This is a genomic window from Mesorhizobium sp. M0058 (assembly GCF_040323095.1).
In the GTDB taxonomy this organism is placed as follows: domain Bacteria; phylum Pseudomonadota; class Alphaproteobacteria; order Rhizobiales; family Rhizobiaceae; genus Mesorhizobium.
The window spans coordinates 404,868-428,511 of the sequence record NZ_JAMYUQ010000002.1 but is presented as its reverse complement, the minus strand read 5'-3'; the positions used below and the strand labels follow the sequence as shown (position 1 = coordinate 428,511).

The following is a 23,644-nucleotide window of genomic DNA, read 5'->3' as shown; positions in this document are numbered from 1 at the left end:
GCGTTGACTGCTGAGGGGAGGAACAGATGCTCCTCCCCTCCAGCGCTGATCCAGGGAGACGGATCAGCTGATCGGGTCGAGAACCGTCGGCCAGGCCTCCTTGTTCGTCCTGATGGCTTCGAGCAATTTGTCCTCGCCGATGCGGCGGGCGATCTTCTTCCACTCCGCTTCCGTGTCGGCCATCGCCTGTTCCGCTGTCTTGGCCTTGGTCAGCGACGCCATCAGATTTTCGTCCAATGCGTTGTGGAAGGCGGTGGCGCCGGGATAGTTGATCGTCGGCACCGTGCGGGCGACGGTCTCGCGCACCACGTCGATGTGGTAGGCGTGGTAGGTCTGGCGCACCAGCGGATCGGAGAAATCCGAGAGCCGGAACGGATCGAGATAGCCGCCCGGATTGGCGCTCATCCAGGCATAGATGCGGGCGGAGCCCAGCCACTGCAGCAAAAGGTAGGCGACCTCCTGGTTTTTCGACTGAGACGAGACCATGCCGGTCAGCGAGAACCACAGCACGGAACGGCTGATCAGCTTGCCGTCGACTTCGCGGCCGGGCGGCAGCATCGAGCCGATCTTGCCGGTGACGGCTGAATCCTTGTTGCCGGCATTGTCGAGGAATTTCGGCAGGTTCGAGAAGGCGCAGGTCATCGCCGCGCCGCCCTTGGCGAAATTTCCATACTGCTCCGGCCAGCCCCAGGAGATCGCGTCCGGCGAGTGATGAACGAGCGAGCCGACATATTCGTTGGTGGCGGCAATGCCGTGCTCGGAATTGATCAGCGGCTTGCCGTCGTCGCCGAACAGGAACTGGTTGGGCGATGCCATCGAGACATAGCGCTGATACCAGTTGGTGTAGCCCCAGCCCTGGTTGCGCAGGTCGGTGGAGCCGAACAGGCCCTTGTCGGGGCGCTGGAAGAAGCCCGCGATGTCACTGTGCTGCTTCCAGGTCTTCGGCGGCGCCAGATCGTAGCCGAATTTGTCCTTGAACGCCTTCTGCTCGGCGGCGTCGCCGAACAGGTCGGTGCGGTAGACCCAGGTCTGGAAGTCGCCGTCCAGCGACACGCCATAGTTGGACCCGCGATATTTGTTGAGCAGCGACACGCCCTTGGCGCCGTCGACATAGCCGGTCTTGGGATCGTCCCATTCGGGCTTGTACTGGGCGACGAAGTCGTCGAGCTTGGCGATGCCGCCGGTCTCGGCAAGGTCGCCGAGGCGGTTCCATTCCGTCGAGTAGATGTCATAGGCCCCACCCTTGGTGGAGATGTCCTGCATCGTCTTGGTGAATTCCTGGCCGTTCGGCAGGCCGACGATCTCGATCTGGATGCCGGTTTCCTTTTCCCACAGCTCCTGGATCGACGGCGCACCCGCCGGGAAAGGCTGTGTGAGTTGGCCAATCGAGCCATCCGACAGGCCAAGTACGATCTTGGCCGGTGCCTTGCCAGCTCCCTTCAAGGCCTTGGCCGCCTCAACGGCACGGCCTTCCGGCGTGTCGGCGCCATATTGATAGCGCTCGGCGCCCTCGAAACCGGTGGGGCCGCCGACCATGCCTGGCGCCAGCGCGTCGGCCGCAAGGGCACGGCCGGGACGGATGAATTGCGGGGCGATACCTGCCGCGGCTACGAACACCGCCGCCTTTCCTCCGGAGCCCAGCAATCGGCGTCGCGATATGCGGATCAGATCAGACATTGGAATTCCTCCCTCAGGGCCAATGTTTCCTCCACGAGCCCATTGAGGGATATTGACGGCAGCACCGGAAGGCTGTCAACATCGTAAATACTCAAAATACATCGTAACACCGCAACCGCAGAGAAAATACGTCATGCAAAGGTCGGCACACGGGCTCAATGCCTCGATTTGATGGGAAATCTGCCTTTCTGGCACGCGACTATCACGCCGGGCGACGCGATTTAGCCCAACCTCCTTGCGCATCGGCTAAGGCTCGATACATCATTTCCCATCAGAATCGCTGATGGCTGGCAGCTGTGGTGCCGTCGGACGGGCTAGCGGCATTGTGCGATCTGATGCATTGAGGAGATGAAGACGGTGCGTTCCACCTTGACTGACATAGCCCGGGAAGCCGGCGTTTCCGCCGCCACCGTCGACCGCGTGCTGAACAACAGGCCCGGTGTGCGGGCGCGCACGCGTGAGATCGTGCTCGAAATGGCGCAGCGCCTCGGCTACATCGCGGAGGGCCCGAACGGAGCGCCGCCCAGGCCCTCACCTGGAGAGGTCATCCGTCTCGACTTCGCTCTGCCGGCCGGCACCAATTCCTTCATCAAGATGCTGCATCGACACATCGAGGCGCAGGCCTTGGCGCGCCCCGATCTCGACGTCCACATCGCCACCATAGAGGGCTTCAACCCCGACCGGCTCGCCCGCCTGCTGCAAGAATTGCGTGGACAGACACAAGGCGTCGGCGTGATCGCGCTCGATCATCCAACGGTGCGCGAGGCGATCCGCTCGCTGTCGGCCAATGACGTCAAGGTAGTGACCATCGCCTCCGACATCCTGCATGTTCCGAGAGTGGCCTATATCGGCATCGACAACCGCGCCGCGGGGCGGCTGGCCGGCTATCTGCTCAACCGATTCATGGAATCGGGACGCCCAAGCAAGGTGGCGCTGTTCGCCGGCTCGCTGTCCTATCGCGGCCATGAGGAACGCGAGATGGGATTCCGGCACATCTTGACCGAGGAGTCGCCCAATCTCGAGATCGTCGAGATGCGCGAAATGCTGGATGACCGAGAGAAGGCTTATTCGGAAGCATCAGCGCTTCTGGACCGGCACCCCGATCTTGCCGCGATCTACAATGTCGGCGCCGGCAACACCGGCATCGCTCGGGCGCTCAAGGAGCGTGGACGCGCCAAAGACATTCTCTTTCTCGGCCACGAGGTGACAGACGGCACCAAGGAACTTTTGTTGGATGGGACGCTCGATGCGGTCATAGATCAAAATCCGCGCGTCGAGGCGCGGGAAGCCCTCAACATTTTAAGCCACTCTGTCAGGCACCTGACCTATGAACCGCATCAACCACGACTTCAGGTGATCTTCAAAGAGAATATACCTGAAATCTGATCAATGGATCCGTGATCTTATCGGAAAGCACTGCGTTGGCGTCGCCACCGGTCCCAAATACGAACGAGAGCCCGAATGATCTCTTGAAAGCCGCCGATCTGGCACCATTCCGCGCGAAGTCGGAGGGACAAGATCGGGTCGTGGTTGATGGTGCATGAGAAGGCCGCCGCCCGTTGCAACTCGGTCAGCCTTTCCGAACCTAAAAAGACCAAGTCCACTCATAGCACCTAGTCGCGAACGATTGGGGCGAAGAGGGTTCTGGATGTCGGCACGAAGCCGACGAATGGCATACGCCCGTCCGTCCGCGACGATCACCTGAGGCATCGCCCCGGCCCCAGGCGCACGAGCAGATATGTCGCAGGCAACCTCGTGTGTTATACACGCACGCTGACTTTTTGGGTCGGACACGAGATCGATGGACCAGGAAACGCTTCTTGCCGCAGTCCTCTTAGCTGATGTCGTGGGCAGCACGCCACTCTATGAGCGGATCGGAGACGATGCCGCTCTACAGCAGGTCTCGGATTGCCTGGACACGATGCGCGAGATCGTCGCCAAGCACGGTGGTGATTTCATTTACTCGAAGGGCGATGACATACTCAGCCTCTTCGAGAGCCCGGAAATGGCGCTGAGGGCCGTCTGCCAAATCAGCCACCAACTGACTAAAGGTCCGTTAAGCGCCCGTATCGGATTGCATTTCGGGGCGGTCATTCGCGCGCGGGGCGCGATATTCGGTGACGTTGTCAATGTCACAGCAAGGTTGTCCACCACGGCGAACCCCGGAGAGGTGCTGATCAGCCAGAGCTTCTGCGAAGCCCTTTCCCCGAGAAGCCGCAAGGGCCTGCGGCTCCTCGACAAAATGGCCTTGAAGGGGAAGCAAGAGTTCTTCGATGTCTATACCCTGTGGAGCGACGATGGGGCCCCCGGTACGCAGATCACCAGCCATGGCGCCACTACAGATAGACGCTCGGTCCTGCCGCGGCAGATTCATCTGGTCATCCGCTACAGAGATCAGCTGCGATCCTGTCGGAACGGCGAATCCGTGACAATCGGCAGATCGGCGGAATGCGACATCATCGTCGAGCGGCCCTGGGTATCGAGGCGCCACGCCGCCTTCACCATATTGAATGGCAGAGCTCGGCTTCTCGAACGAAGCTCTTCGGGCACGTTTGTGTCCATGGGACTGGGCCATGAAGTATTCGTACGCCGTGAAGATATTATCCTCTTCGGCTCCGGCGTCATCTCGCCTGGAGTGAAGTCGGCACTCGACGAAGCCCAGCTTCTTCACTACGAAATTGTCTCGGATTGACCCGGCCCGGCTACTAGCTCGACCGGTTTAGAGCTGGTTCGCTGGCGCCCTCAATGTCGCGCCGTACTCTTTGACAGCCATTGGGATCGACCGTTCACAAATGTGCCAAGGCCAATCCAGGAACGTCTGACTTCCGTTCCCTCGCTGAGTTCGACGGAGCCGCGGGCCGGTGCATCTCCCTCGCAGGATGCGGAGTTCTACCTGCTCCTAAGCCACATTCGGCAGGTGGATGGCTTCGGCAGCAAGCTGGCCCGCTCGATCGATGACGCGCTAGGTCTTGCCGCGAAAAGGCCGGTGCGTGCGAATTGTGCTGGACTGTCGGCCAGACAATGAGCTGGCGACGGGAGCGGCCGGCTGAAGCGGAATGCCCGGACCAATTCCCTGCCCTGTGTCGCCTTGATATCCCCAGGCGCTGAAGGTCAGCACAGGCTGTTGCAGCCCGGGTCGACGAACGCTTCATCAGACCATTTGCGCCGCAATAGCTCCTCGACCACCTGCGAAGGCTCGCGATTGGGCTACCGTCACGAAATTGGCGCAGAAGCGCAGACCACTGACATATCGCGACGTCGAGATGGAGCTCGATACCACCGTGTTTGCAGCACCGGGGGGAGATTCCTCTTGGGCCGATCGAGTTCAAGTTGGTGCGCCACATGCTCGAGGATCCTGAAAGGTGATCAGCCGTGATGAATTCATCGCAGCCGGCTGGTCGCAGAAAGCCAGTGTGAGCGCCCAGGTGGTCGACGTTCACATGAGCCAGTCGCGAAAGTTGTTGAAGCAGTCGTCGCAGAGTTGCCATTCGCACCGTGCGGCTTGCCGGCTATTCTCTCGATGACACTGCGGGCTGACGATCTCGGCGATCGGGTTCAGAAAGGTCGCTGCGTGACGCCGCAAGGGGACCGACGCGATGGGAAAGGTCTTGGTAGCTAGGGGACTTAGCGCCACCAACATTGCAGCCGTGGCGCTACGCTAATCGAGAGAAAGTCGAGGCGTATAGAACAAGCGACATGAGCGTGTCGGATTGTTTGCATTCAAACAACCTTTGCGACGCTATCCGTGCCTTCGCCTTGCTGGTGCCGGAGGAAATCATGACGTCGCCCGACAATTCGGTCGAACTCGTTCGCGACAAGAAGTGGACGGTCCGCATCACCGCCTACGGCAGCACCCTGACGTTTCCGTTCGAAGCGGAAAGCTATGCACGTTCTTATGCCGATGGTCAGGCATTCCGTCTCGGGGTTCAGGTGGCGGAACTGAAGCGATGCGGCTGACAGCTTGTCGACGTGTTGGCGGATAGCCTGCATTGCCATCGGAACGAATAGGTCGCTGATTGCAGCCTCGCGATTTTTCCATCAAATCCCGCCTGCAATCTTGACAGCAACTCGGCAAAATCCCTCGCCGACTAGTGTTGTCGTATGAGCTGAAGCTTTCCTCGCCGCCGGTGGTAGGCGGGATACGCTGCCGGGAGAGCCCTCTTTTCGCATAGACGAGAACCTTGTGCTTTTCCATCTCAAGGCTGATTGGCGGCTGGATGCGCGCGCCGTCTTTCATGTTCTGCCATCGGCCCGCGCGGAGCGTGGAATCAACGGTGGGGAAGCGGATGATGTTTCCTGTTTGCGCTCGCGTAGCGCAAGAAACGCTGCGAAGAGCATGATAGCCATGCCGATGATGTCGATCAGGCTAACCTCCTCGCCGTAGGTGATGATGCCAAGCACGACGGCAATCACGGGTGAGACGAAGGCAAATGCTCCGGCGCGCGAGGCGCCGATTTCGTGCAGGAGCCGGATAAATAGAGTGTAGCCTATGAACGAACCAAACAGCACGAGGAACAGCCACCCGACCCAGGCCGGCCAGCCCCAATCGCCTTTTAGAGCCGCGGCCGCGCCTGGCTCCACAACGAGTGAGATGAGAATTAGGAATGCGCCCCCGAAAAGGGTGGTGAAGCCGGCGATGAAGTCCGATGAATATACCTCAAGAAGCGGCCGCGCGAGCACCGAACCCCATGCATAGATTAAAGCTGCCGACGCCACCGCTGTCATCGCCAGCAGCCGGAGCCCCCTGCCCTGCTGGTCTGCGTGTGTCCAACCAGCATAGGCTTCGGGCCCGAACAGGACGCACAGACCGGCCGCACCGAGCAAAATCGCAAAGAGCCTGCGGCCGTCATAGCGTTCGTCCCCCAGAAGCAACGCAAACCCAAGCAGCGTGACGGGGGTCAGCGAAAGCTCAAGAACAGCCGCGGTGCCCGTATCGACGTAGAGCATGCCCCAAAAGAGTGGGCCATAGCAAAGCGGAATCATAAACAACGTAACAACGAAAAGGCGCGGCCAACTCCTTTTCGCCACCCCTGGTAGAGCAGCGCCCCTTAGGCGCGTCGCACTGAGGATCAGCAAGCCGGCTACTGTAAAACGCGTGCCTGCGAACATCAGAGGCGGCACGGTGGCGATCCCTGCCTTGATACCGATCCACGTGGTGCCCCAGATCACACATAAAACCAAAAATGTCGCTGTGTTGCGGTTCATCGGAAGCAGCCTTCGCTGGGCGTTGTTGGTTCGTCGTAACGGCCATAAGACGTTTATTTCGTTACAACGGCCTCTTGCCAATACGGTTCCGCCAACCGATGTTTCCGGGATGGATTTTGCGAAGACTATCGTCGACATGCGCATGGTTGGCGGTCACGCCTGCCTGGACTTCGTCAACACGGTCGACGCGCGACGCGATGTATGGGGCCCAGACCTCTTGCAGACCTATGCCGACCTGGTCGTCTGGGCTGGACGTGCCGATTTGATCGACGTCGATGAGGCGCGAGCACTGCTCGCGGAGGCTTCCGCCCGCCCGCTCCTTGCGGAGGCGACATTGGAAAAGGCCAAGATTTTGCGCGAGGCCGTTTACGCGGCTCTCCAGGCCGAGGCGGCAGGCGCCCGGGTGCCGGACGATGCCTTGCAAATCGTGCGCGATGCAGTCGCCCTAGCCCTGCCGAAGCGCTCGCTTTTCCCGTCCGGCGACCGCCTCGCTTGGCAGTGGACCGACGCAGCCAGTCTGAACACGATCGGCCACCGCGTGGCCTTTGAGACAGCCGAGTTTTTGGTGTCCAGGAATGACCGCCGCCGCGTGCGCGAGTGCACCGGGCCGAACTGCGGTTGGCTTTTCATTGACACCTCGCGTGGCGGGCGCAGGCGGTGGTGCTCGGATGAGAGCTGCGGCACACGCAGCCGGGTAAGGCGCTTCAGGGCAAAAGCCGCAGGGAACATGGCTCCCAACAGCAAGATTAGTATCTGACGCCAGGCTTGGATGACCAACGCAGCATAGTTGGCTTCACGCTATCCCTGTCGCTGTTTGTCCAACGAAGCTGGTCTCGCGAGCGACTGTGGCCAAGACTGTGGAGAACACAGCCGGCGCGGCAAGCCATCATCGCGTTCCAGAGCGGGTTGCTTCGGGGCCGCCTACCTCGCCACGCTTCGATCGGTCGATCTGCTCAAACTTGACGGGAACTCCGGTAGCGTTACGGCGTTTTTCTCAGTCCGAAACAAACAAGGATAGGTGCCATGGACTGGAACCGTGTCGAAGGCAATTGGAAGCAGGTAAAGGGCAAGGTCAAGGAACAGTGGGGCAAACTCACAGACGATGATCTGGACCGTATTGCCGGCAACCGCGATCAGTTGGAAGGCAAGATTCAGGAGCGCTACGGCATTGAGAAGGACCGCGCTCAGCGCGACATCGATGACTGGTATGGCCGGCAAGGCTGGTAGGTCGCCGGTTCCAAACTGAACTTGAAAAAGGGCTCCGAGAGGTACGGCGCCCTTTTTTGCCGCGCTTCCTGTCGCCTTTTCGTCTCACGACAATAGCGCTCACCGAGAGACGTGGAACCGCCAAAGGTGCCCGTCGTTATCTGGTTCTCGAAATTACATTGGGGGATTAGTTGGACAGAGACGACGCCTCAGCGATCGCAACTGGAGTTAGTGGGCTCGACTACATTCTTCGTGGCGGCTACGCCAGGAACCGCTCCCATCTTATCGAAGGGAAACCAGGTTCTGGAAAAACCACTCTTGGCCTCCAGTTTTTATCGAGGGCGCCAAGAAAGGCGAGACATGCCTTTACATCACTTTGTCAGAAAGCAAGCGCGAACTGCTCTCGGTTGCTGGCCGTCACGGCTGGGACCTGAAGGGGGTGCAAATTCTTGAACTTGTGCCGCCGGAGCTCAGTTTCGATCCGGCGCAGCTACAGACCTTGATCCATTCCTCGGAATTGGAACTCGGCGAAACCGTGCAGTCTGCCATGGCCGAGATCGGACGCGTCAGACCCGATCGCGTGGTGTTCGATTCGCTCTCTGAAATTCGACTTTTATCGCAAGGGTCATTGCGGTATCGGCGCCAGGTGTTGGCATTGAAGAGCTTCTTCATGCTCAACAATGTGACGGTGCTTATGCTCGACGACCTGACGGCTGAGCAGGATGACCTCAATTTGCATTCGATCAGTCACGGCGTCATTCGGATGGAGCAGCTGTCGCCCGTCTATGGTGGAGAGCGTCGGCGGCTACGCGTGATCAAAATGCGCGGCGTGCAGATCCGGGGCGGCTTTCACGATTTCGTAATTCGCCCAGGCGGCGTTGTCGCCTATCCGCGGCTCGTTGCAGCCGAGCATGAGGTGGCCGAGCATGATACGCCGGCCATGAGCAACAACCGGATCGACACCCTGCTTGGCGGCGGGCTGGCCCGTGGTACCAGCACGATGCTGATGGGGCCGTCTGGCGTTGGCAAGTCTACCATTGCCTGCACCTATTGCTATGCCGCACTCGAGCGTGGCGAGCGTGTGCTGGTGCTTTTGTTTGACGAGACAAAGCGCATCTTCTTGGCGCGCGCCGCCGGGCTCGGCATGCACCTGGAGCCGTTTGCCGAGGACGGCACGCTGATGCTTGAATCTGTCAATCCGGCTGAGCTTTCACCAGGCGAATTATCTTCGCGCATCCAAGCGGCCGTCGAAGAATCCAATGTGCGGATCGTCGTGATCGACAGCCTAACCGGCTATCTCAATGCCATGTCCGAAGAACAGCATCTGGTGCTTCAGATGCACGAGATCCTCACCTATCTCAATCAGAAGGCAGTGGCGACGATCCTGCTGTTGGCCAATCACGGGCTGTTTGGGCAAACGGCAGCGCCGGTCGATATGACCTATCTCTGCGATTCCATCATGCTTCTGCGCTTCTTCGAGAACGCAGGTCAGTTGAGACGCGCGATTTCCGTTGTCAAGAAACGTGTCGGCCCCCACGAAGAGACGATTCGTGAGTTTAAAATCGGCGGTAACGGCGTGGCCGTAGGTGAGCCACTGGAACAATTCCGCGGCATCCTGATGGGATCTCCGGAATTTGAAGGCAAGCCGACAGACCTTCTGAGGGATAAGGCGCTGTGATGTCGTCCAGCCCCGCCGTTCTCGTGCTGGCGCCGCTTGGCCGTGACGCGAGGATCGCGGCCTCCATCCTGGCTACAAACCAGATTGCCTCGCGTGTGTGCGGCAGCTTGGAAGAGGCAGTGCCGCTTCTCGACGAGGCTCAGTGCCTTGTCGTGGCCGAGGAGGCCCTGCTCAGTTCCGATCGAACGCAGTTTGCGGCCTGGCTTGAAGCCCAACCCGCATGGTCGGATTTTCCGATCGTGCTTCTGACGATGCGGGGGAACGAAGTCGACACGCGGATGGCATTTCTGGACCGCTATCTGATCGTGCTTGAACGGCCATTTCTGGCTTCGAGCCTCGCCAACTCGGTGCGCTCCGCCTTGCGTGCCCGCGCCCGCCAGCGCGAGGTCCAGTCCTACATCGAACAGAAGCGGGAGGTCGCCGATCGGCAGAAATTGCTCATCCGCGAGCTGCATCACCGCGTCAAGAACACGCTGGCCAACGTTCGCGCCATGATGGGCGCGACGGCCAAGTCGAGCGGCAACGTCGATGATTTCGTACGCGATTTTTCAGCCAGGCTCGTTTCCCTGGCCCAGACCCATTCGATGCTTACCGACGATTATTGGCAGACTGCCTCCCTGCACAAGCTGCTCGAAAGCGAGCTTGACCACTATGAGACGCGCGACAGGCCGCGTATCGTTATGGAAGGCCCGAACGTAGCGCTAGTCGCCGACATTGCGGTCCCTGTCGGGATGGCTTTCCACGAACTGGCCTCCAATTCGTCGAAGTTTGGCGCGCTTTCGCAAACGGGCGGCCGCCTTGATGTCCGCTGGTCGTTAGGCGGGTCCGGCGATACACAGATCGTCAATCTTGACTGGCGGGAACGAGATGGGCCGAAAGTCGAGCAGCCCAGTCGCCGCGGGTTTGGCACGACACTCCTGGAAAAAGTCGTGACCGTGCAATGCAACGCCAAGATCGAATTGAACTACCATCGTGACGGCTTGCAGTTCACCATGGCCTTGCCGTTGCGAAACACGCGCCTTGTGCCGGCTTACTGAGCGGCAACGGAAAGGCAGGCTGGGCGCCGCGATAGGGATTAACTGAGCGTCACTCGGCAGGCTGGTCTAGCGCTTTAGCCAAAACATCAGTTCCGAAAAAGACCGCCTCTATATCTCCCATGTGCCTCTGCAACATTGCGAGAGCTCCGGCGTGGTCTATGCGGCCGACCTTGGTGATGAAGTCGAAATCGTGCCGCGGCGCTGTGACCCGGGTCATGCGTCCTAGACGAAACTTTGGGCTCCCGGAGCGCAGTTTTGTCGCCTTCGTGGTCACCCCCGCCATTTTGCTCACGATCCTCGTTGATAGCCGGATGCGCATCTGAATCATCTGCGACCCGTCGGGGTTCCGACTGGCGTCGTAAAAAAACAAGAGGCCCGCAGGCAGGCTCGATCGACGGTCAGCTATCCCGAACAGCAAACGAAATCACCCTCGCCTTTGGCCAACCAACTTTCGCCAGATCACCTTCGCAATGCCTGCGGCCCCAGTCCGGTCGGACAGCCCGCGCCTCTGGCGGCCGAAGTGAGGCGCCGGGAACATACAACGTCGGTCGTTGTTTCTCTGATCAGGAGGAAAGATAATGGCAGACGATAAGAGCAAGCGTGATTTTCGAGATCGCAACCGTGTATCAGTCGATGAAGATTATGAGGTTCGCTATTTCGCCAAACAGCATCGTATCACGCCAGAACAGGTCCGCGAGCTAATCAGAGAACACGGCAACGACCGGAAGAGGCTCGAACGCGAGGCAAGAAACGGGCTGATATCGGCTGATGGTCGCGACGCATCACGCGGCTTTTCGACGAGCGGGTCTGAATGGCTGCGCGAGCGTGAAAACGTCTGGCCGGATGCCCGCCTCGACTTGCTTCCATGTGACCGGGTGGGCAATTGGGAAGCCGAGCCGCGCTCGCGGGGAAAAAGCGCCTATTGCGGTATTGCCCCGTCCGTTGCGGAGATAGTCGAGAAAGATCCGGCCTCCTCGGGCGGCGGGGTCAGCTGACAACAGGTATCGGTCAGGATCGGTATCAACCAGACGGTGGGCGAGCGACTTGGCCAGTTTCCGGGCGCTGTCATGGTTCATCTTCGCAACGAGTGGGGCCATCAAGTGGATGCCTTTGCCGCCAGTGACCTTTGGCCAGCTCTCCAAGCCTGCCGCTTCCAAGATGCCCCGTAGCGCCAGCGTGGCCTCGATCACAGCGTCCCATGGCACGCCTTCTCCGGGATCGAGGTCGAGGACGAGCCGGTCCGCATGTTCGATGTCGTCAATCGTCGCGTTCCAAAGATGAAGCTCAACGGCATCCATCTCGACCAAGCCAAGCAGACCATCCATGTCATCTATCCATACCCGAATGCCTTCGCCGCCTTCGCGCTTTTGAACGCGGAGCTGGTGCACGGACGCCGGTATCCGAGGTAGCGGTCCCTTGTGATAGAAGGTTGCGCCGGAGGCGTGGCGGACCAGCTTCAGCGGTCGCCGAACCAGATGAACTAGAGCTTGATCAGCGACCCGCCGCCAATAGTCTGCCAGCTCTTCCTTGGAAGGTGCAACCGCATCGGGTAGCAGTTGGAGAATGTTCTCGCGCGGGACGCCGTGTTGGCCATCCGACCTCCGCTTGGACGGCGATGGAGGCTTGGGCGGGATTGCCTGAAGGTCCTCGCGGAGTCCCTTGAAGACCGCCTCACGCAAGATGCCCCGGTCCGACACGCCACTGAATTGCACCTCGGCGAGAACGTCTGGTTTGACCCATGTCGCCTTGGGCTTTTTGATCGGCTCCGACAGCGGTGACTTGGCGACAACAAGCGGATCAAGCCGCTCCCTAACGCGCCGGGCTGCGTCCAGCGTATAGCCGGTCTGGGCCTTCCCGGCATAAAGCAGCCGGTCGCCCTCTCGCCTGCCGATGTACAACGATGCGATGCGGCGCGGCTGCGCGCCAAGTTTCTCGACGAAAGCCACGATTGGAAAAGTGTCGCTCTTGACACATTTGACCTTGACCCAACTGGTCTGGACGCCCGAGCGGTAGTGAGCATCCGCTCGCTTCGATACGATTCCCTCTATGCCCATCCGGCAGGCATGGTCGAACATATCCTTGCCGTTCACCTCCAGATGCTCGGCATAAGTCAGGGTTGGCTCGGTTTCGGTCAGCAGCTTCTTCAGCGCAGCCTTGCGCTTCACTAACGGTTGTTCCCGTAGATCACGGCCATCGAGGTACAGGAGGTCGAAAGCGTAGAGAGTCATCCGTAGCGAACTTGGGTTGCCCAGCTCCCGTTCCAGGGCTTGATAGTCCGGCAGGCCGGTGTCGCCCAGGACGACAGCTTCACCATCGATGATAGCGGATTTGACCGGCAGGCTTGCCGCGGCCTGAACAATCCCCTTGTAACGGTGGGACCAATCGTAGCCGCGACGCGTGAATGCTCGCGCCTTTCCGCCTTCAACGACCAGCTGCGTCCTGTAGCCGTCATATTTGATCTCGTGAAGCCAATCTCCGCCTTCGGGAGCTTTCTCGACCAGTGTGGGCGATTGGAACTCGATGAACGAAAGCCGGTCAATGGCACTGGTCATATGCTCGCGACTCCAGGAATCGCGACTCAAGCCCCAGCGCCCCTGTCGGTTCCGAGCCTTTTAGAAGAATTGCATCGCGACGATTGGTTATCCGCCTCACTTGTTGATGTGACGGCGCAGCAGAGTGACGTTGCGATTGTTCGCCTTAAAATAGACGTCGAAGATCGAGCCGAGAATTGGGACACTTCCTACGAGCGTATCCAGCAGCACGTTGCCTAGCATGCGAGCGACCAAGCCATTTCCGGCACCGACGTTTCGAGCTCGCAAGACGATGTAGGCCGAGACAATGCCCGTCGCCGCATCTCCGAGTACGGGGACCAGACCTACGAGCGCATCCAGTCCAAAACGAATTGATGTGCCTGGAATGCGCCAGCGGGAATCGAGTAGCGCGGCCAATAGATCCAACTCGGCAAGTACGTTTGCTGTATCACCACCGTGACCGCCCTGCCCGATCATGCCAACTCGCGCGCCAGTACGATTTAGTATCTCTCCCTGATGGATAGCCGTCACCTTAGATATCGCTTTGACCGCCTGAATTCGCTTGCGTCCTGTGCGATGGCACGTCGTCGAGCAAGGTCGTCTCACCGGAGCTTTTCGGCGCCTCAACGGGCAATTCACCAGTAGGCGTCATTTTGCTGACGGCCTCAGGCAAATCTCGCGTGATCCGGCTTATGAGCTCCTCGCGCGAAAGGCCGGTCTGCATCGAGAGGGAAGTCAGGGTGTCTTCGTCTATGGCTGCTTCCACCTCGCTTGGCTGGATCGGCTCGTTCGGCCCGGTGCCTACCCACGAATCGACCTTCGATCCGGCGCCTGCCCCTCTGAACCGGTCGAGAATATCGCCAAGCGCGGCCCCCGAAACGCCTTTTGAAAGCTGATCCAGAATCCCGCCTTGCGGATCATTTGGGTTGCGATCACCCGCTCCACGGATCATGTCGCCGATCTTGTCGCGATTTTGGTATGCCAAGACGCCGAGCATCGCGATCGCCAATTTTCCCAGGTTAGCCATTGGTACCTCCACTGTTCAATGGACAAGGGCTCAACATCACAAAAGTTCCGACTGGCGACGATCTAATTGAATAAGGGCTGGCGTATCGACACAGACGTGAGCGGTGCTGCCTAACCGGCTTGTTTCCGTTTGCGGTGCAGCTTCGGCCTCGCAGACGTTGATCGTGCAAAGCTCGTTGCCTGCCTGATCGCGCATGCGCACTAACCATCCGGTCATATCGTCATCGCCCAGATCAGCCAACAGGCCGATTCCGCAACGGATCGCTTCGGCGCGAGCGGCCTCAAAACTTGGCGTCTCGGCAGGCGGAACCTAGCGAGCCTGGTCGCCGTCGCGATAGTACAACGTATAAGCGAGATGGATTCCACGCGCTGCCTTAGAGTATGGAACTACCACCCTCATCTTTGACGGGGGTTTGGCCAAACAGCGAACATCGGCTAGGCCTAAGACGATCGATCGAGGTCGACTCGCGCGACGGCGTAGGCGCCAAGCGAGATGCTTTGATCATCCAGCGGTCTTGCGGAACTTTCCATGAAGTCGGGATCGGTTGCCGCCCGCTCGAACTGCTCGGCGCCGAGAAGAGCAATGCGGGCGCTGCTCGGCGAATCCGAAAGCCGCACAGATTGCGTCTTGGCGGTAAGGTTAGCGACCCACAGGGTCACGCGGCGATCTTTTTCAGCCGCGATCGTGGCGACGCCGTCAGCGCCGGAAGTTCCTACGGACAGCAAGGTGGCTCCGCCGAGCTTTGAGAGACCAGCCAAGACATGGAAAGCGGGATAGACCGTTGGGCCATCCTGCTGATCATACCATGGCTGCACGAAATCAGCCTTCCTATGGATTTGGCCAAAGGGGCCGGCGAAGTCACCGAACGCGACGGCCTCGATTCCTTCGCGAGCGCAGGCCGCGAAATATCCGACAGTCCAAGCCGCATTGAACAGCCCGCGCTGACGAGGATCAATGCGCGATAGACAGACGCGAGCGTTCGCTTCATTCGGCGTAGTGGATTTTCCGTATGGGTTCTCACGGCAGCCGAGCTGGATGGGACCGATACGCAGTGGCAAGCGTTCCCCCATGAAAGCATGCGCGGAGCGGATTAGATGGGGGATTGCCTGAAGTGTCTCCATCACCGAGACATCATCTGCGGCGTGCACGCTGGGACAGGTGGTGAAGGTCACGTAGTCGAGCGCTTCGGCTGGCGGACGCTTGCGGTTGAGTTCGGTGAAGTAAGCGGCCATGCCGCCGCCCAGCGCGATGCCCGGGAAAGCCCGGCGAGCGGCGGAGTAGCTTTCGTGGAAGCTGGGCATAGTCGGCCACGGTGCTCCCGGCTGTACGGATGTCATGTCCTGCGCCGGAAAGACGGAGACAGCTTCTAGTTTGAGGCCGAGTGAGTGGACAGCATCCGCGACCGGCGCCAATTCGCCGAATGGATCGCGCGTGCCCTTGGTGACAATCTCGAGGACCACGCCAGCGCCGGTCAGCCGTGCGAGCGCGGCGTAGCTTTCTAGTTCGTCCTGGCCGTGTGCGATCCGGAGATCGACCTGGCAGACCATCCACTGGGGAGCCATTCGTCGTAGGAGCTCGGGGGTTTCGAGCGCGTGCTTTGCCTCGTCGGCGGCGACGCCGACGCCAGTGCGGGGCACTCGGCCGACCGGTCCGCCGATCGTCAGGTTGATGAGTGGATTGCGATTTTCAGACGTCCCGGCAGGGAGCGTTCCTGACACGTGAAGCCGGACGGCCTGCGTGAATTTCTGGCCCCTGGGCAGTCTGTAAGGCCACGGGCGACGCAGAGGGCGGACATATGTTTTATAGGAGGCGTCAGACCAATTGCGTTGGTCCTCCATCTCAAAGGCATCACCCTCCATGGTGCATGTCGCCCAGATCCCAGGCGCGATTTCGTGCGACAACGCCCGGATGTCGGTGAACGGACATTTTGGATCGATGTGGTCCGGAAAGAACGATAGCTCGTCGTGACCATCCTCATGCAGCACCTTTATCGGCTTGCCGGCCAAGCCCTCGATCGGATGAAGGACCACGAAGCCGGTCCGATTCGTCAAAAGGTCAGTCTCGGGCTCTGCCTCCGCCACAAACGACAGCGCACCATCGCCACTGCCTGAGACGCGCGCCCGGTAAATCAGGCGGCCGGATGTTGCGGCACATGTTGCACGGTATTCAATGGCGAACGCATCCGGCCTCTCGTCGATCCGCAGATCATCGAGAACGGTGGTACATGTTCCCCAGTTTTCGTCCCGTACAAGAAACGAGATTCCGCGCAAGATCTCGATCGTCCCGATGCGGATGTAACGCAAGGCGCCATTGTCGAACGCGACCGACAATGATCCGGCGCGCAGTGTGCGCAGCGGTGCCTCGAGCTGTTCGGTGCCACACAAGCGGACTGCCAGGGAAGCTGTCGAGGTCAAATTGCCCGCTCCGTCGTGGCGTCGAAGATCGAGGCCCGGTTCATGTTGATGTCGATCGCAAGCTTCTCGCCCGGACGGCTGACATCGTGCGCCTGCAGCTCAGCCATCACCGGCGCGCCGGCCAGTCGGAATGTCGCGTAACTGCGCGAGCCGGTCGGCTGCAGCAGGTCGATCGTTGCCTCATAGCGAAACGTGCCCTGCTCCGGCATGGCAGTGTGCGCACGAGTGAGGTGTTCTGGCCTCAACCCGAGCAGCACCTGCTGTCCGTCCGCGACGCCCTTCAGCCCCCTGCCGGGCGCTAAGGGTAGCAGTGCATCTGCGAGCCGGATGGCAGCGGCGCCTGCGTCCAAGGCAAGGGTGCCTGGCAGGAAGCTCATCCGCGGCGAACCCAGGAACCCAGCGACGAACGTTGAGGCCGGGTGCTCGAACAACTCGAGTGGCGCGCCCTGCTGCTCTATCAACCCGTCGCGCATCAGCACGATACGGTCAGCCAACGTCATCGCTTCGATCTGGTCATGGGTGACGTAGATCATCGTTGTCGCAATGTCCTGGTGAAGGCGTTTGATTTCGCCGCGCATTTCGTCGCGAAGCTGTGCGTCGAGGTTGGACAGCGGCTCGTCGAACAGAAAGATGCGGGGGTTGCGGACTATGGCGCGGCCGATGGCGACGCGCTGGCGCTGGCCACCGGATAATTGGCGCGGAAAACGCCCCAGCAAGGGAGTGATGCCAAGCATGCGTGCCGCCTCGGCCACGCGCACCTCGACCTCTGGCTTCGGCATCTTGCGAGCCTTGAGGCCGAAGCCAATGTTCTTGGCCACGCTCATATGCGGATAGAGCGCATAATCTTGAAACACCATTGCCACGTCGCGATCGCGCGGCCGGAAATCATTGACCACCTCGCCGCCGATCTCGATCGTGCCTTCCGATATCTCCTCCAGGCCGGCGATGGTCCGGAGCAGCGTGGACTTGCCGCAGCCGGACGGTCCAACCAGGACGGTGAACTCGCCGTCGCGGATGTGGAGGTCAATGCCGCGCACGGCATGGAACGCGCCGTAGCGCTTGTGCAAGCCGGTAATTTTGACTTCGGCCATGCGGGAGCTTTCCTAACCGCGAACGGCGCCGAGCGTCAGCCCGCGCACCAGATGACGTTGAGCAAGGACCCCGAGGGCGATCGATGGCACAAGGGAGACGATGGCAAGGGCCGCGGCTTCGCCATATTGCGCGCCCTGGAAGCCGATGAAGGCGCGGAAGACCGTTGGCAGTGTAAAGGCAGTTCGGCTGGTCAAGATCAGAGCGAAGAAGAACTCCGTCCAGCATGCAATGAAGGCGAAGACAGCCGCCGCGACGATGCCCGGTGCTGCGAGCGGCATGGCAACGCGCCAGAACGCCTCCCATCTCGTGCAGCCATCGACGAGGGCCGCCTCCTCCATCGACTTCGGCATGCCGCGGAAATAGGCGAACATCATCCACACCGAGACCGGCAGCGTGAAGACCGTATAGGCGATGATCAGGCCGACATGAGTGTCGTAGAGCCCGACCTGGCGATAGATCAGGAACACCGGCAGCACGATCCCGATCGGCGGCAAAAAGCGCTGCGACAGCACCCAGAAAGACAGATGCTTGCCGCCGGTGTCGTAGCGCGCCAGGCTATAGGCCATCAGCGTGCCGAGCAGCGCCGAAAGCACCGTGGCCGAAAGCGAAATAATCAGGCTGTTGATGAGCCCGTCGAGACCACGATAGGCGAACAGCGCAGCTTTGTAGTGGACAAGCGTCGGAGCGGCGGGGAACCAGACAGGCGGTACGGTGAGGTAGTCGTCGCTGGGCTTGATGGAGGTGTTGAACATCCAGTAGAGCGGCCACAGCACGAACACCAGGAAGAACCCCAGCAGCAGAATTCGGCCGATCGGCAACGACCGGCGTTTCCTGCGGCGGGCGGGCGCGACGGCGGCCATCAGACCGGTTCTACCTTCAAGAGCCGACGCACCAGCAACGTCACGATGAGCGCCGTAAAGATCAGGAACAGCCAACTTCCTGCTGTTGCCTGCGACAGATGAAACTGTGTGAAGCCGATGGTATAAAGATAATAGGAGGCCGTGTAGGTTTGTGTTCCCGGGCCACCCCCTGTCATGATGAAAATGGTGTCGAACATACGGATTGCGTCGAGCAGACGGAAGGTCAGCGCCAGCAGCATCATCGGCCCGAGATGCGGGAGCGTGATCGCCCAAAAAACCTGCCAGGCGTTGACGCCGTCGAGTTCTGCCGCCTCATAGAGATTGGGTGGGATTGCGGTCAGCCCGGCGAGCAGGATGACGAACATGAACGGCGTCCACTGCCAGACATCGGCGATGATCAGCGAGACGTAGAGCCACGGGCGCTCCGTCATCCAGCCGATCGTAACCTCCTGCCCCAATAGTTGCGTCAGGATATAGTTCGTCGGTCCGAAAGGCCGCTGTAAAAGCAGCGTCCAGGCTTGGCCGACGATGACCGGACTGATGAACAGCGGCACGATCAGGATCGACATGATCACACCGCGGCCCGGAAAGCTGCGCACCATTGTCAGCGCCACCAAGAGGCCGAGAACGAATTCTATAGCGACGCTGATGCCCGACAGCGATGCTGTCAGCAACAGGGACCAACGTGCTACGGGATCGAACACGACCCGCTCGAAGTTCTTCAATCCGACAAAGGCGTGGCCCGGCACCTGGAAGTCGTAGTTGATGAAGGATACCACCAGCGAGAACAGAAGCGGATAGATCGACAGTGCCAATATCAGCAGCACAGCGGGGCCGACCAGCAGCCACTTGAAATGACGGTCTGCCCATTGAGCAAAGGCAGACAGCCGGGGCGGTGCGCCGGCTGCCTTCAAACGACGGATCGTGGCGGTGGGCTGCATAGGCGTATCCAAAATCGCCGCTTAGCGGGGAGGTGTTGCGAGCCAAGCGCCCGCAACACCGATTGCTCCAGAGAAGTCCGCCTGCCCTCAGAGGGTGACCGCCATGCCAAGTTTTTCCACCGTGTTGTCGGCGGTGGCGCCAGGCAGTTTCAAGAACTCGGTGTAGAAGCCCTTCTGCGAATCCACACCCAGTCGGTCGGTCGTCTCGTTCCACTCGGCGGCCGCCGTTTCAAGCGACGCCTTCGGATCCGCACCAGCCCACACCGCCGTGCACATGCGATCGATGCTCAAGAAGTAGTCCTGCGCGCCTGGCATGATCGGGTCGAGCAGACCGACATTTGCCGAGTTGTTGAGGTTGGCAAGGTACTCCTTGGCACTCGGGAAGAGCGCGCCGTAGAGCTCGGACTTGAAGTGCGAGATGCGGTACGGGTCGCGTAGAGCGTAGGGCAGGCGGCGACGTGGCGTCCGCCAATTCCAATGTTTGCTGCGCCAGCGCCCAATCGGTCATTATCCCCAGCAGCGGGCCGGACACGGCCAACATACCGGTCATCTGACCGAAGCGGGTCGGAACCTAGGAGGAGACTGATTTTCGGCGCGCCGCCGCGGCCTCTTTGCGGCGACCTTACGGGAGGAAATGCTTGACCGCTGCGCCGGCGGCGAGTGAAGCAAAAGGAAAATGGGAGGACCAAGCACTATGAACGATCGTGAAAAACGTGACTTTCAGGCAGGCCTCGAAGCTGAGGTCGACGCCTTCATGCGCGGCGAAACCACCCGCCGAACTTTCATCATGCAGCGTGGTCGCGAGCCGCGCGGCGTGGTCAATCGCGAGGTGCTTTCGAGCGAGCTGTGGAAGACCAGGCTGTCTGGGCTCGCCGCCCGCTTTCGGCCAGGCGCAGGCCGCAGCCCTGAAAGCATCGAAGGGAGGGCCTGCGGACGGTTCCGCCTTTCGCGCGCCTCGATTACCGCTTTGACGTCGGCGGCACCGTTGCCAGCAAAGCACTGGTCGGTCCAGCAAAGCGCGTGCGGCGCCAGGATGACATTGTCGAGTTTGAGGATCGCATCGTCTGCGTCGGGAGGCTCTTGTTCCAGCACGTCGAGACCGGCGCCGGCGATGCGGCGCTCCTGCAGTGCTTGCGTCAGCGCTTTCTGGTCGACGATCGGGCCGCGCGCGGTGTTGATCAGGTAAGCTGTCGGCTTCATCAGGGCGATCCGCTCAGCATTGACGATGTGGTGGGTCTGGGGCGACAGGGGGCAACTCACCGACAGCACGTCGGCGCGGCGAAACAGATCCTCCAGCCCGACCAGCTCGACGCCCAGGTCGGCAGCGACCCCCTTGCCGGCAAACGGGTCATGGGCAATGAATTGCATGTCAAAGGGCTTCGCCAAGCGGAAGACCTCGGCACCGATGTTGCCGATGCCCAGCGACCCAAGCGTACGCCCGACGAGGCCGACCCCCATATGTTCGGAGCGCTTCTCAAAACCAACAGACCCTTTGCGGGTGAGCGCGTCCTTTGTCAGCAGCTTGCCGGTCAGCGCCAGGATGAAGGTGATGACGGATACGGCGACGGGCCGTCGCACGCCATCGGGCGTGATGACCAAGGCAATACCGGCTGCGGTGCATGCCTCAACGTCGACAGTGTCGTAGCCGACCCCGAAGCGGGCAACGACGGCCAGGCGGCCGCTCCTGGGGACACTCGTGGCATCGAAACGATGGGCGAGGAGGATCAGCGCATCGAAATTCTCAAGTTGGTCGCCGCGAAGCGGACTGTTTGACTCCAGGAACACCATCTCGACACCTATCGCATTGCGCAGCGGCTCCAGATCGAAATCTGGGTAGGTCGGCGAGCCGTCCGGCCTGCGGAAATCACCGGAAAGCGCCACCCTGAATTTCACGCTGTCCATCGTCTCTTCCGCTCCTATTGGCACCCGGCCCGGATCTTGGAAACCGCGTCGGCGATCGCGTCGTGCAGGACCCAAACGTCGCCTGAATAACATATGAAATCGAAGCCCTGTGCGTAGAACTCGTGTCCCTGGGCGACGTTGGGCACCAAGCGTCCAAGCGATTTGTTGTGCTTCTTGGCGGCGGCCACGATTTTGGCCATTGCAGCAGTGAAAGTGGGGTGGGCGAAGTCGCCAGGAATGCCGAGCGAGACGGACAGATCGAAATGCCCAACCCACAGACAATCGACCCCGTCCAGTCCCGCGATGCCGTCAATGTTCTTGACGCCGTCGGCGGTCTCGATCAGGCAGATGAACGTGGAGCGCTTGTTGGCGGCCTCGAATTTATCAGCGACCGAGCCTGGGCGGTAGCGGTCATGAGCGATCTGCAGCGCCACACCGCGGGCGCCGGCAGGGTGGTACTTCATGGAGTTGATGATGTGCTGCGCCTGTTCGACGCTGCTCACCATCGGCGCGATCAGGCCTTCGGCGCCCATGTCCATGGCGCGGGCGAGGAAATGGTAGTCCTGCGACGGCACACGCACCATGACCGGCAGATCGGCCGCCTCGAAATAACGGATCGCACTCTTCAGCGTTTCCAAGCTAAATCCCGAATGCTCCATGTCGAAAAAGACGAAATCGCAGCCAGCGGACTTCAGGATGTGACCGATTCCCGGCGTGGCGAACTCGGCGACGAGCGTACCGAGCTTGACCCGCCTGTGAGAAGCTAACGCCCTGAGACTTGGCTCCGACATGCACTTCCTCCCGTTCGCCCCAATGGGCCAATCCGCCTATGTTCGCTTCAATGCGTGGCTTCAAGAACGAGGTCGCAGGTCGTCACCAACTTGGTCACGACGAGCGGCGCGCTCTGCGTATTGAATTCGTCGAAATGAGCGGTGCGGCAGTGGTCCTCGAATGCGGCCTCGCTATCGTAAATCTCATAGAGCAGGACCCGATCCAGTTCGCCGCGCGCCTCCGTCACGTCAAAGCGGCGACAGCCGGCCTCGGTGCGCATCGAGGCGGTCGCATTGGCGTCGACAAGTTCTCGGAATCTGTCCCGGGCACCAGGCCTCAGGCGGAAATCGACCCAGACGACAAATCCGGTCATCACTTGGGCCCCGCAAGTTGCAGATACCGCTTGGCCACATATTCGAGATGGCCGCGCATGGCCGCCTCTGACGCGTCTGGATCGCGCGCGGCGACGGCCTCGAAGATTTCGCGATGACCCTGGTAAGCCTTGCGGTCTTCACCCTTGGCCAATGTGGTGCGACGCTGTTCGAGCAACCATTCAGCCAAGGCCGCGTGAATAGCTGTAAAGATCCGATTGCGGGTGATTACCGCCAGCACGTAATGGAAGTCTACGTCCGTGCGCTCGAAGCGCGCCAGATCGCCGATCGACTGCCGGTTGAGTTCGAGCGCCTCCTTGAGGCTCTCAATGTCTTCCGGGGTAGCATGCACGGCGGCGTTGCGGGCAAGACCGACCTCGAAAAACAAGCGCGCGCTCTGGAAGTCGTGAACCCCTCCCGGCGCCGAAATCATGTGCCGAGCCGGCCCTGAAAGGGCGTCAATCACGAATTGAGGAGTGGGTCGAGTGACGCGGGCACGCTCCCCCGATTTTACCTCGACAAGGCCCATTTTGCTCAGATGCAGCAGCGCCTCACGGATGGAAGGCCGCCCTACCCCGAACTGCCGCATGAGTTCCCGTTCAGATGGGAGACGGTCGGCTTCGGCCAACTCTCCCTCTCGGATCATCCGTTCGAGGTGCGCTGCCACCTCGTCCGAAAGCTTCCGCTGCTTGATCAGAACTCCGATCATGTGGCATACCTGTTATACCAATCAGGTACGTTATGATCCCGTAGCACCCTTGTCAACGATGTCTAAGCATCCGGTAGCCGAGCCGTTTAATCACTCCGCCGATGTCGAGGCGTCCTTTGCACACGCCTTCAACGTCTTCACCAAGGATATCGGTGACTTGAGGAGCGCGAGCACACTCTGCTCGGTGTTCCGATCGGGGACCGTCTTCGAACCCTGGGTCGGG

At 60.4% G+C, this 23,644-nt stretch carries 21 protein-coding genes and 3 pseudogenes; 9 read left to right on the top strand and 15 right to left on the bottom strand.

Annotated elements, in window-relative coordinates; all coding sequences use genetic code 11:
- Nucleotides 1–63 precede the first annotated feature (63 nt).
- Nucleotides 64–1,677, bottom strand: coding sequence for an extracellular solute-binding protein (locus NKJ75_RS04960; RefSeq protein ID WP_023746316.1), 1,614 nt, complete (start codon nucleotides 1,675–1,677; stop codon nucleotides 64–66).
- A gap of 357 nt (nucleotides 1,678–2,034) precedes the next feature.
- Between NKJ75_RS04960 and NKJ75_RS04955 the strand changes: the two genes are divergently transcribed.
- The 4 genes from NKJ75_RS04955 to NKJ75_RS04940 all read left to right on the top strand — a co-directional run bounded on the left by NKJ75_RS04955 (nucleotide 2,035) and on the right by NKJ75_RS04940 (nucleotide 5,634).
- Nucleotides 2,035–3,063, top strand: coding sequence for a LacI family DNA-binding transcriptional regulator (locus tag NKJ75_RS04955; RefSeq protein ID WP_023834198.1), 1,029 nt, complete (start codon nucleotides 2,035–2,037; stop codon nucleotides 3,061–3,063).
- Nucleotides 3,064–3,478: 415 nt separating this feature from the next.
- Nucleotides 3,479–4,369 (top strand): adenylate/guanylate cyclase domain-containing protein, encoded by an 891-nt coding sequence (locus NKJ75_RS04950; RefSeq protein ID WP_023746314.1) that lies wholly within the window; start codon nucleotides 3,479–3,481, stop codon nucleotides 4,367–4,369.
- Nucleotides 4,370–5,039: 670 nt separating this feature from the next.
- Nucleotides 5,040–5,201 carry a winged helix-turn-helix domain-containing protein gene (locus NKJ75_RS04945; protein ID WP_081726106.1) on the top strand — a complete coding sequence of 54 codons (162 nt, stop codon included), beginning with the start codon at nucleotides 5,040–5,042 and terminating at the stop codon, nucleotides 5,199–5,201.
- A 172-nt stretch (nucleotides 5,202–5,373) separates the two neighbouring features.
- The gene (locus NKJ75_RS04940) at nucleotides 5,374–5,634 is read left to right on the top strand and encodes a hypothetical protein (RefSeq protein ID WP_023746312.1); all 261 of its coding nucleotides are present in this window, start codon (nucleotides 5,374–5,376) and stop codon (nucleotides 5,632–5,634) included.
- A gap of 276 nt (nucleotides 5,635–5,910) precedes the next feature.
- On the opposite strand, the gene NKJ75_RS04935 is transcribed toward NKJ75_RS04940, so the two are convergent.
- Nucleotides 5,911–6,882: a DMT family transporter gene (locus NKJ75_RS04935; RefSeq protein ID WP_023746311.1), complete on the bottom strand. Its 972-nt coding sequence runs from the start codon at nucleotides 6,880–6,882 to the stop codon at nucleotides 5,911–5,913.
- Between NKJ75_RS04935 and NKJ75_RS04930 the strand changes: the two genes are divergently transcribed.
- The 5 genes and pseudogenes from NKJ75_RS04930 to NKJ75_RS04910 all read left to right on the top strand — a co-directional run.
- Nucleotides 6,869–7,639 (top strand): CGNR zinc finger domain-containing protein, encoded by a 771-nt coding sequence (locus NKJ75_RS04930; RefSeq protein ID WP_352499255.1) that lies wholly within the window; start codon nucleotides 6,869–6,871, stop codon nucleotides 7,637–7,639. The genes NKJ75_RS04935 and NKJ75_RS04930 overlap by 14 nt on opposite strands.
- 266 nt (nucleotides 7,640–7,905) lie before the next feature.
- Complete coding sequence (locus tag NKJ75_RS04925; protein ID WP_023682266.1) at nucleotides 7,906–8,109, top strand: CsbD family protein; 204 nt, start codon at nucleotides 7,906–7,908, stop codon at nucleotides 8,107–8,109.
- 170 nt (nucleotides 8,110–8,279) lie between these two features.
- Nucleotides 8,280–9,766: pseudogene (locus NKJ75_RS04920) on the top strand (ATPase domain-containing protein).
- Nucleotides 9,766–10,803 carry a sensor histidine kinase gene (locus NKJ75_RS04915; protein ID WP_023746308.1) on the top strand — a complete coding sequence of 346 codons (1,038 nt, stop codon included), beginning with the start codon at nucleotides 9,766–9,768 and terminating at the stop codon, nucleotides 10,801–10,803. The pseudogene NKJ75_RS04920 and the gene NKJ75_RS04915 overlap by 1 nt, the downstream one beginning before the upstream one ends.
- 578 nt (nucleotides 10,804–11,381) lie before the next feature.
- A pseudogene (locus NKJ75_RS04910) lies at nucleotides 11,382–11,531 on the top strand (DUF3606 domain-containing protein); the annotation flags it as partial.
- A 54-nt stretch (nucleotides 11,532–11,585) separates the two neighbouring features.
- Here the strand turns inward: NKJ75_RS04910 and ligD are convergent.
- The 13 genes and pseudogenes from ligD to nanR all read right to left on the bottom strand — a co-directional run bounded on the left by ligD (nucleotide 11,586) and on the right by nanR (nucleotide 23,421).
- Nucleotides 11,586–13,355 (bottom strand): DNA ligase D, encoded by a 1,770-nt coding sequence (gene ligD, locus NKJ75_RS04905; protein WP_023705656.1) that lies wholly within the window; start codon nucleotides 13,353–13,355, stop codon nucleotides 11,586–11,588.
- 96 nt (nucleotides 13,356–13,451) lie between these two features.
- On the bottom strand, nucleotides 13,452–13,811 hold the full coding sequence (locus NKJ75_RS04900; protein ID WP_032891802.1) for a DUF4112 domain-containing protein: 360 nt from the start codon (nucleotides 13,809–13,811) through the stop codon (nucleotides 13,452–13,454).
- 55 nt (nucleotides 13,812–13,866) lie between these two features.
- On the bottom strand, nucleotides 13,867–14,361 hold the full coding sequence (locus NKJ75_RS04895; protein ID WP_023705658.1) for a YidB family protein: 495 nt from the start codon (nucleotides 14,359–14,361) through the stop codon (nucleotides 13,867–13,869).
- Nucleotides 14,362–14,397: 36 nt separating this feature from the next.
- A pseudogene (locus NKJ75_RS04890) lies at nucleotides 14,398–14,646 on the bottom strand (hypothetical protein); the annotation flags it as partial.
- A 155-nt stretch (nucleotides 14,647–14,801) separates the two neighbouring features.
- Nucleotides 14,802–16,775 carry a D-apionate lactonase family protein gene (locus NKJ75_RS04885; RefSeq protein WP_023705659.1) on the bottom strand — a complete coding sequence of 658 codons (1,974 nt, stop codon included), beginning with the start codon at nucleotides 16,773–16,775 and terminating at the stop codon, nucleotides 14,802–14,804.
- A complete protein-coding gene (locus NKJ75_RS04880; protein WP_023705660.1) occupies nucleotides 16,772–17,866 on the bottom strand; it encodes an ABC transporter ATP-binding protein in 1,095 nt (364 codons plus the stop codon). The genes NKJ75_RS04885 and NKJ75_RS04880 overlap by 4 nt, the downstream gene beginning before the upstream one ends.
- A gap of 12 nt (nucleotides 17,867–17,878) precedes the next feature.
- Entirely contained in the window at nucleotides 17,879–18,727 is an 849-nt protein-coding gene (locus NKJ75_RS04875) for a carbohydrate ABC transporter permease (RefSeq protein ID WP_050586890.1), read from the bottom strand.
- Complete coding sequence (locus NKJ75_RS04870) at nucleotides 18,727–19,668, bottom strand: carbohydrate ABC transporter permease (RefSeq protein WP_023705662.1); 942 nt, start codon at nucleotides 19,666–19,668, stop codon at nucleotides 18,727–18,729. The genes NKJ75_RS04875 and NKJ75_RS04870 overlap by 1 nt, the downstream gene beginning before the upstream one ends.
- Nucleotides 19,669–19,755: 87 nt before the next feature.
- On the bottom strand, nucleotides 19,756–19,959 hold the full coding sequence (locus NKJ75_RS04865) for a hypothetical protein (protein WP_352499254.1): 204 nt from the start codon (nucleotides 19,957–19,959) through the stop codon (nucleotides 19,756–19,758).
- A gap of 429 nt (nucleotides 19,960–20,388) precedes the next feature.
- Nucleotides 20,389–21,570, bottom strand: a complete 1,182-nt coding sequence (locus NKJ75_RS04860; RefSeq protein ID WP_352499253.1) for an NAD(P)-dependent oxidoreductase — start codon at nucleotides 21,568–21,570, stop codon at nucleotides 20,389–20,391.
- A 14-nt stretch (nucleotides 21,571–21,584) separates the two neighbouring features.
- Nucleotides 21,585–22,361, bottom strand: a complete 777-nt coding sequence (locus tag NKJ75_RS04855) for an HpcH/HpaI aldolase family protein (RefSeq protein ID WP_023726880.1) — start codon at nucleotides 22,359–22,361, stop codon at nucleotides 21,585–21,587.
- Between the two features lie 47 nt (nucleotides 22,362–22,408).
- The gene (locus tag NKJ75_RS04850; protein WP_023669450.1) at nucleotides 22,409–22,714 is read right to left on the bottom strand and encodes a putative quinol monooxygenase; all 306 of its coding nucleotides are present in this window, start codon (nucleotides 22,712–22,714) and stop codon (nucleotides 22,409–22,411) included.
- Nucleotides 22,714–23,421, bottom strand: a complete 708-nt coding sequence (nanR, locus tag NKJ75_RS04845) for a transcriptional regulator NanR (RefSeq protein ID WP_352499252.1) — start codon at nucleotides 23,419–23,421, stop codon at nucleotides 22,714–22,716. Before nanR ends, NKJ75_RS04850 begins: the two co-directional genes overlap by 1 nt.
- Nucleotides 23,422–23,644 lie beyond the last annotated feature (223 nt).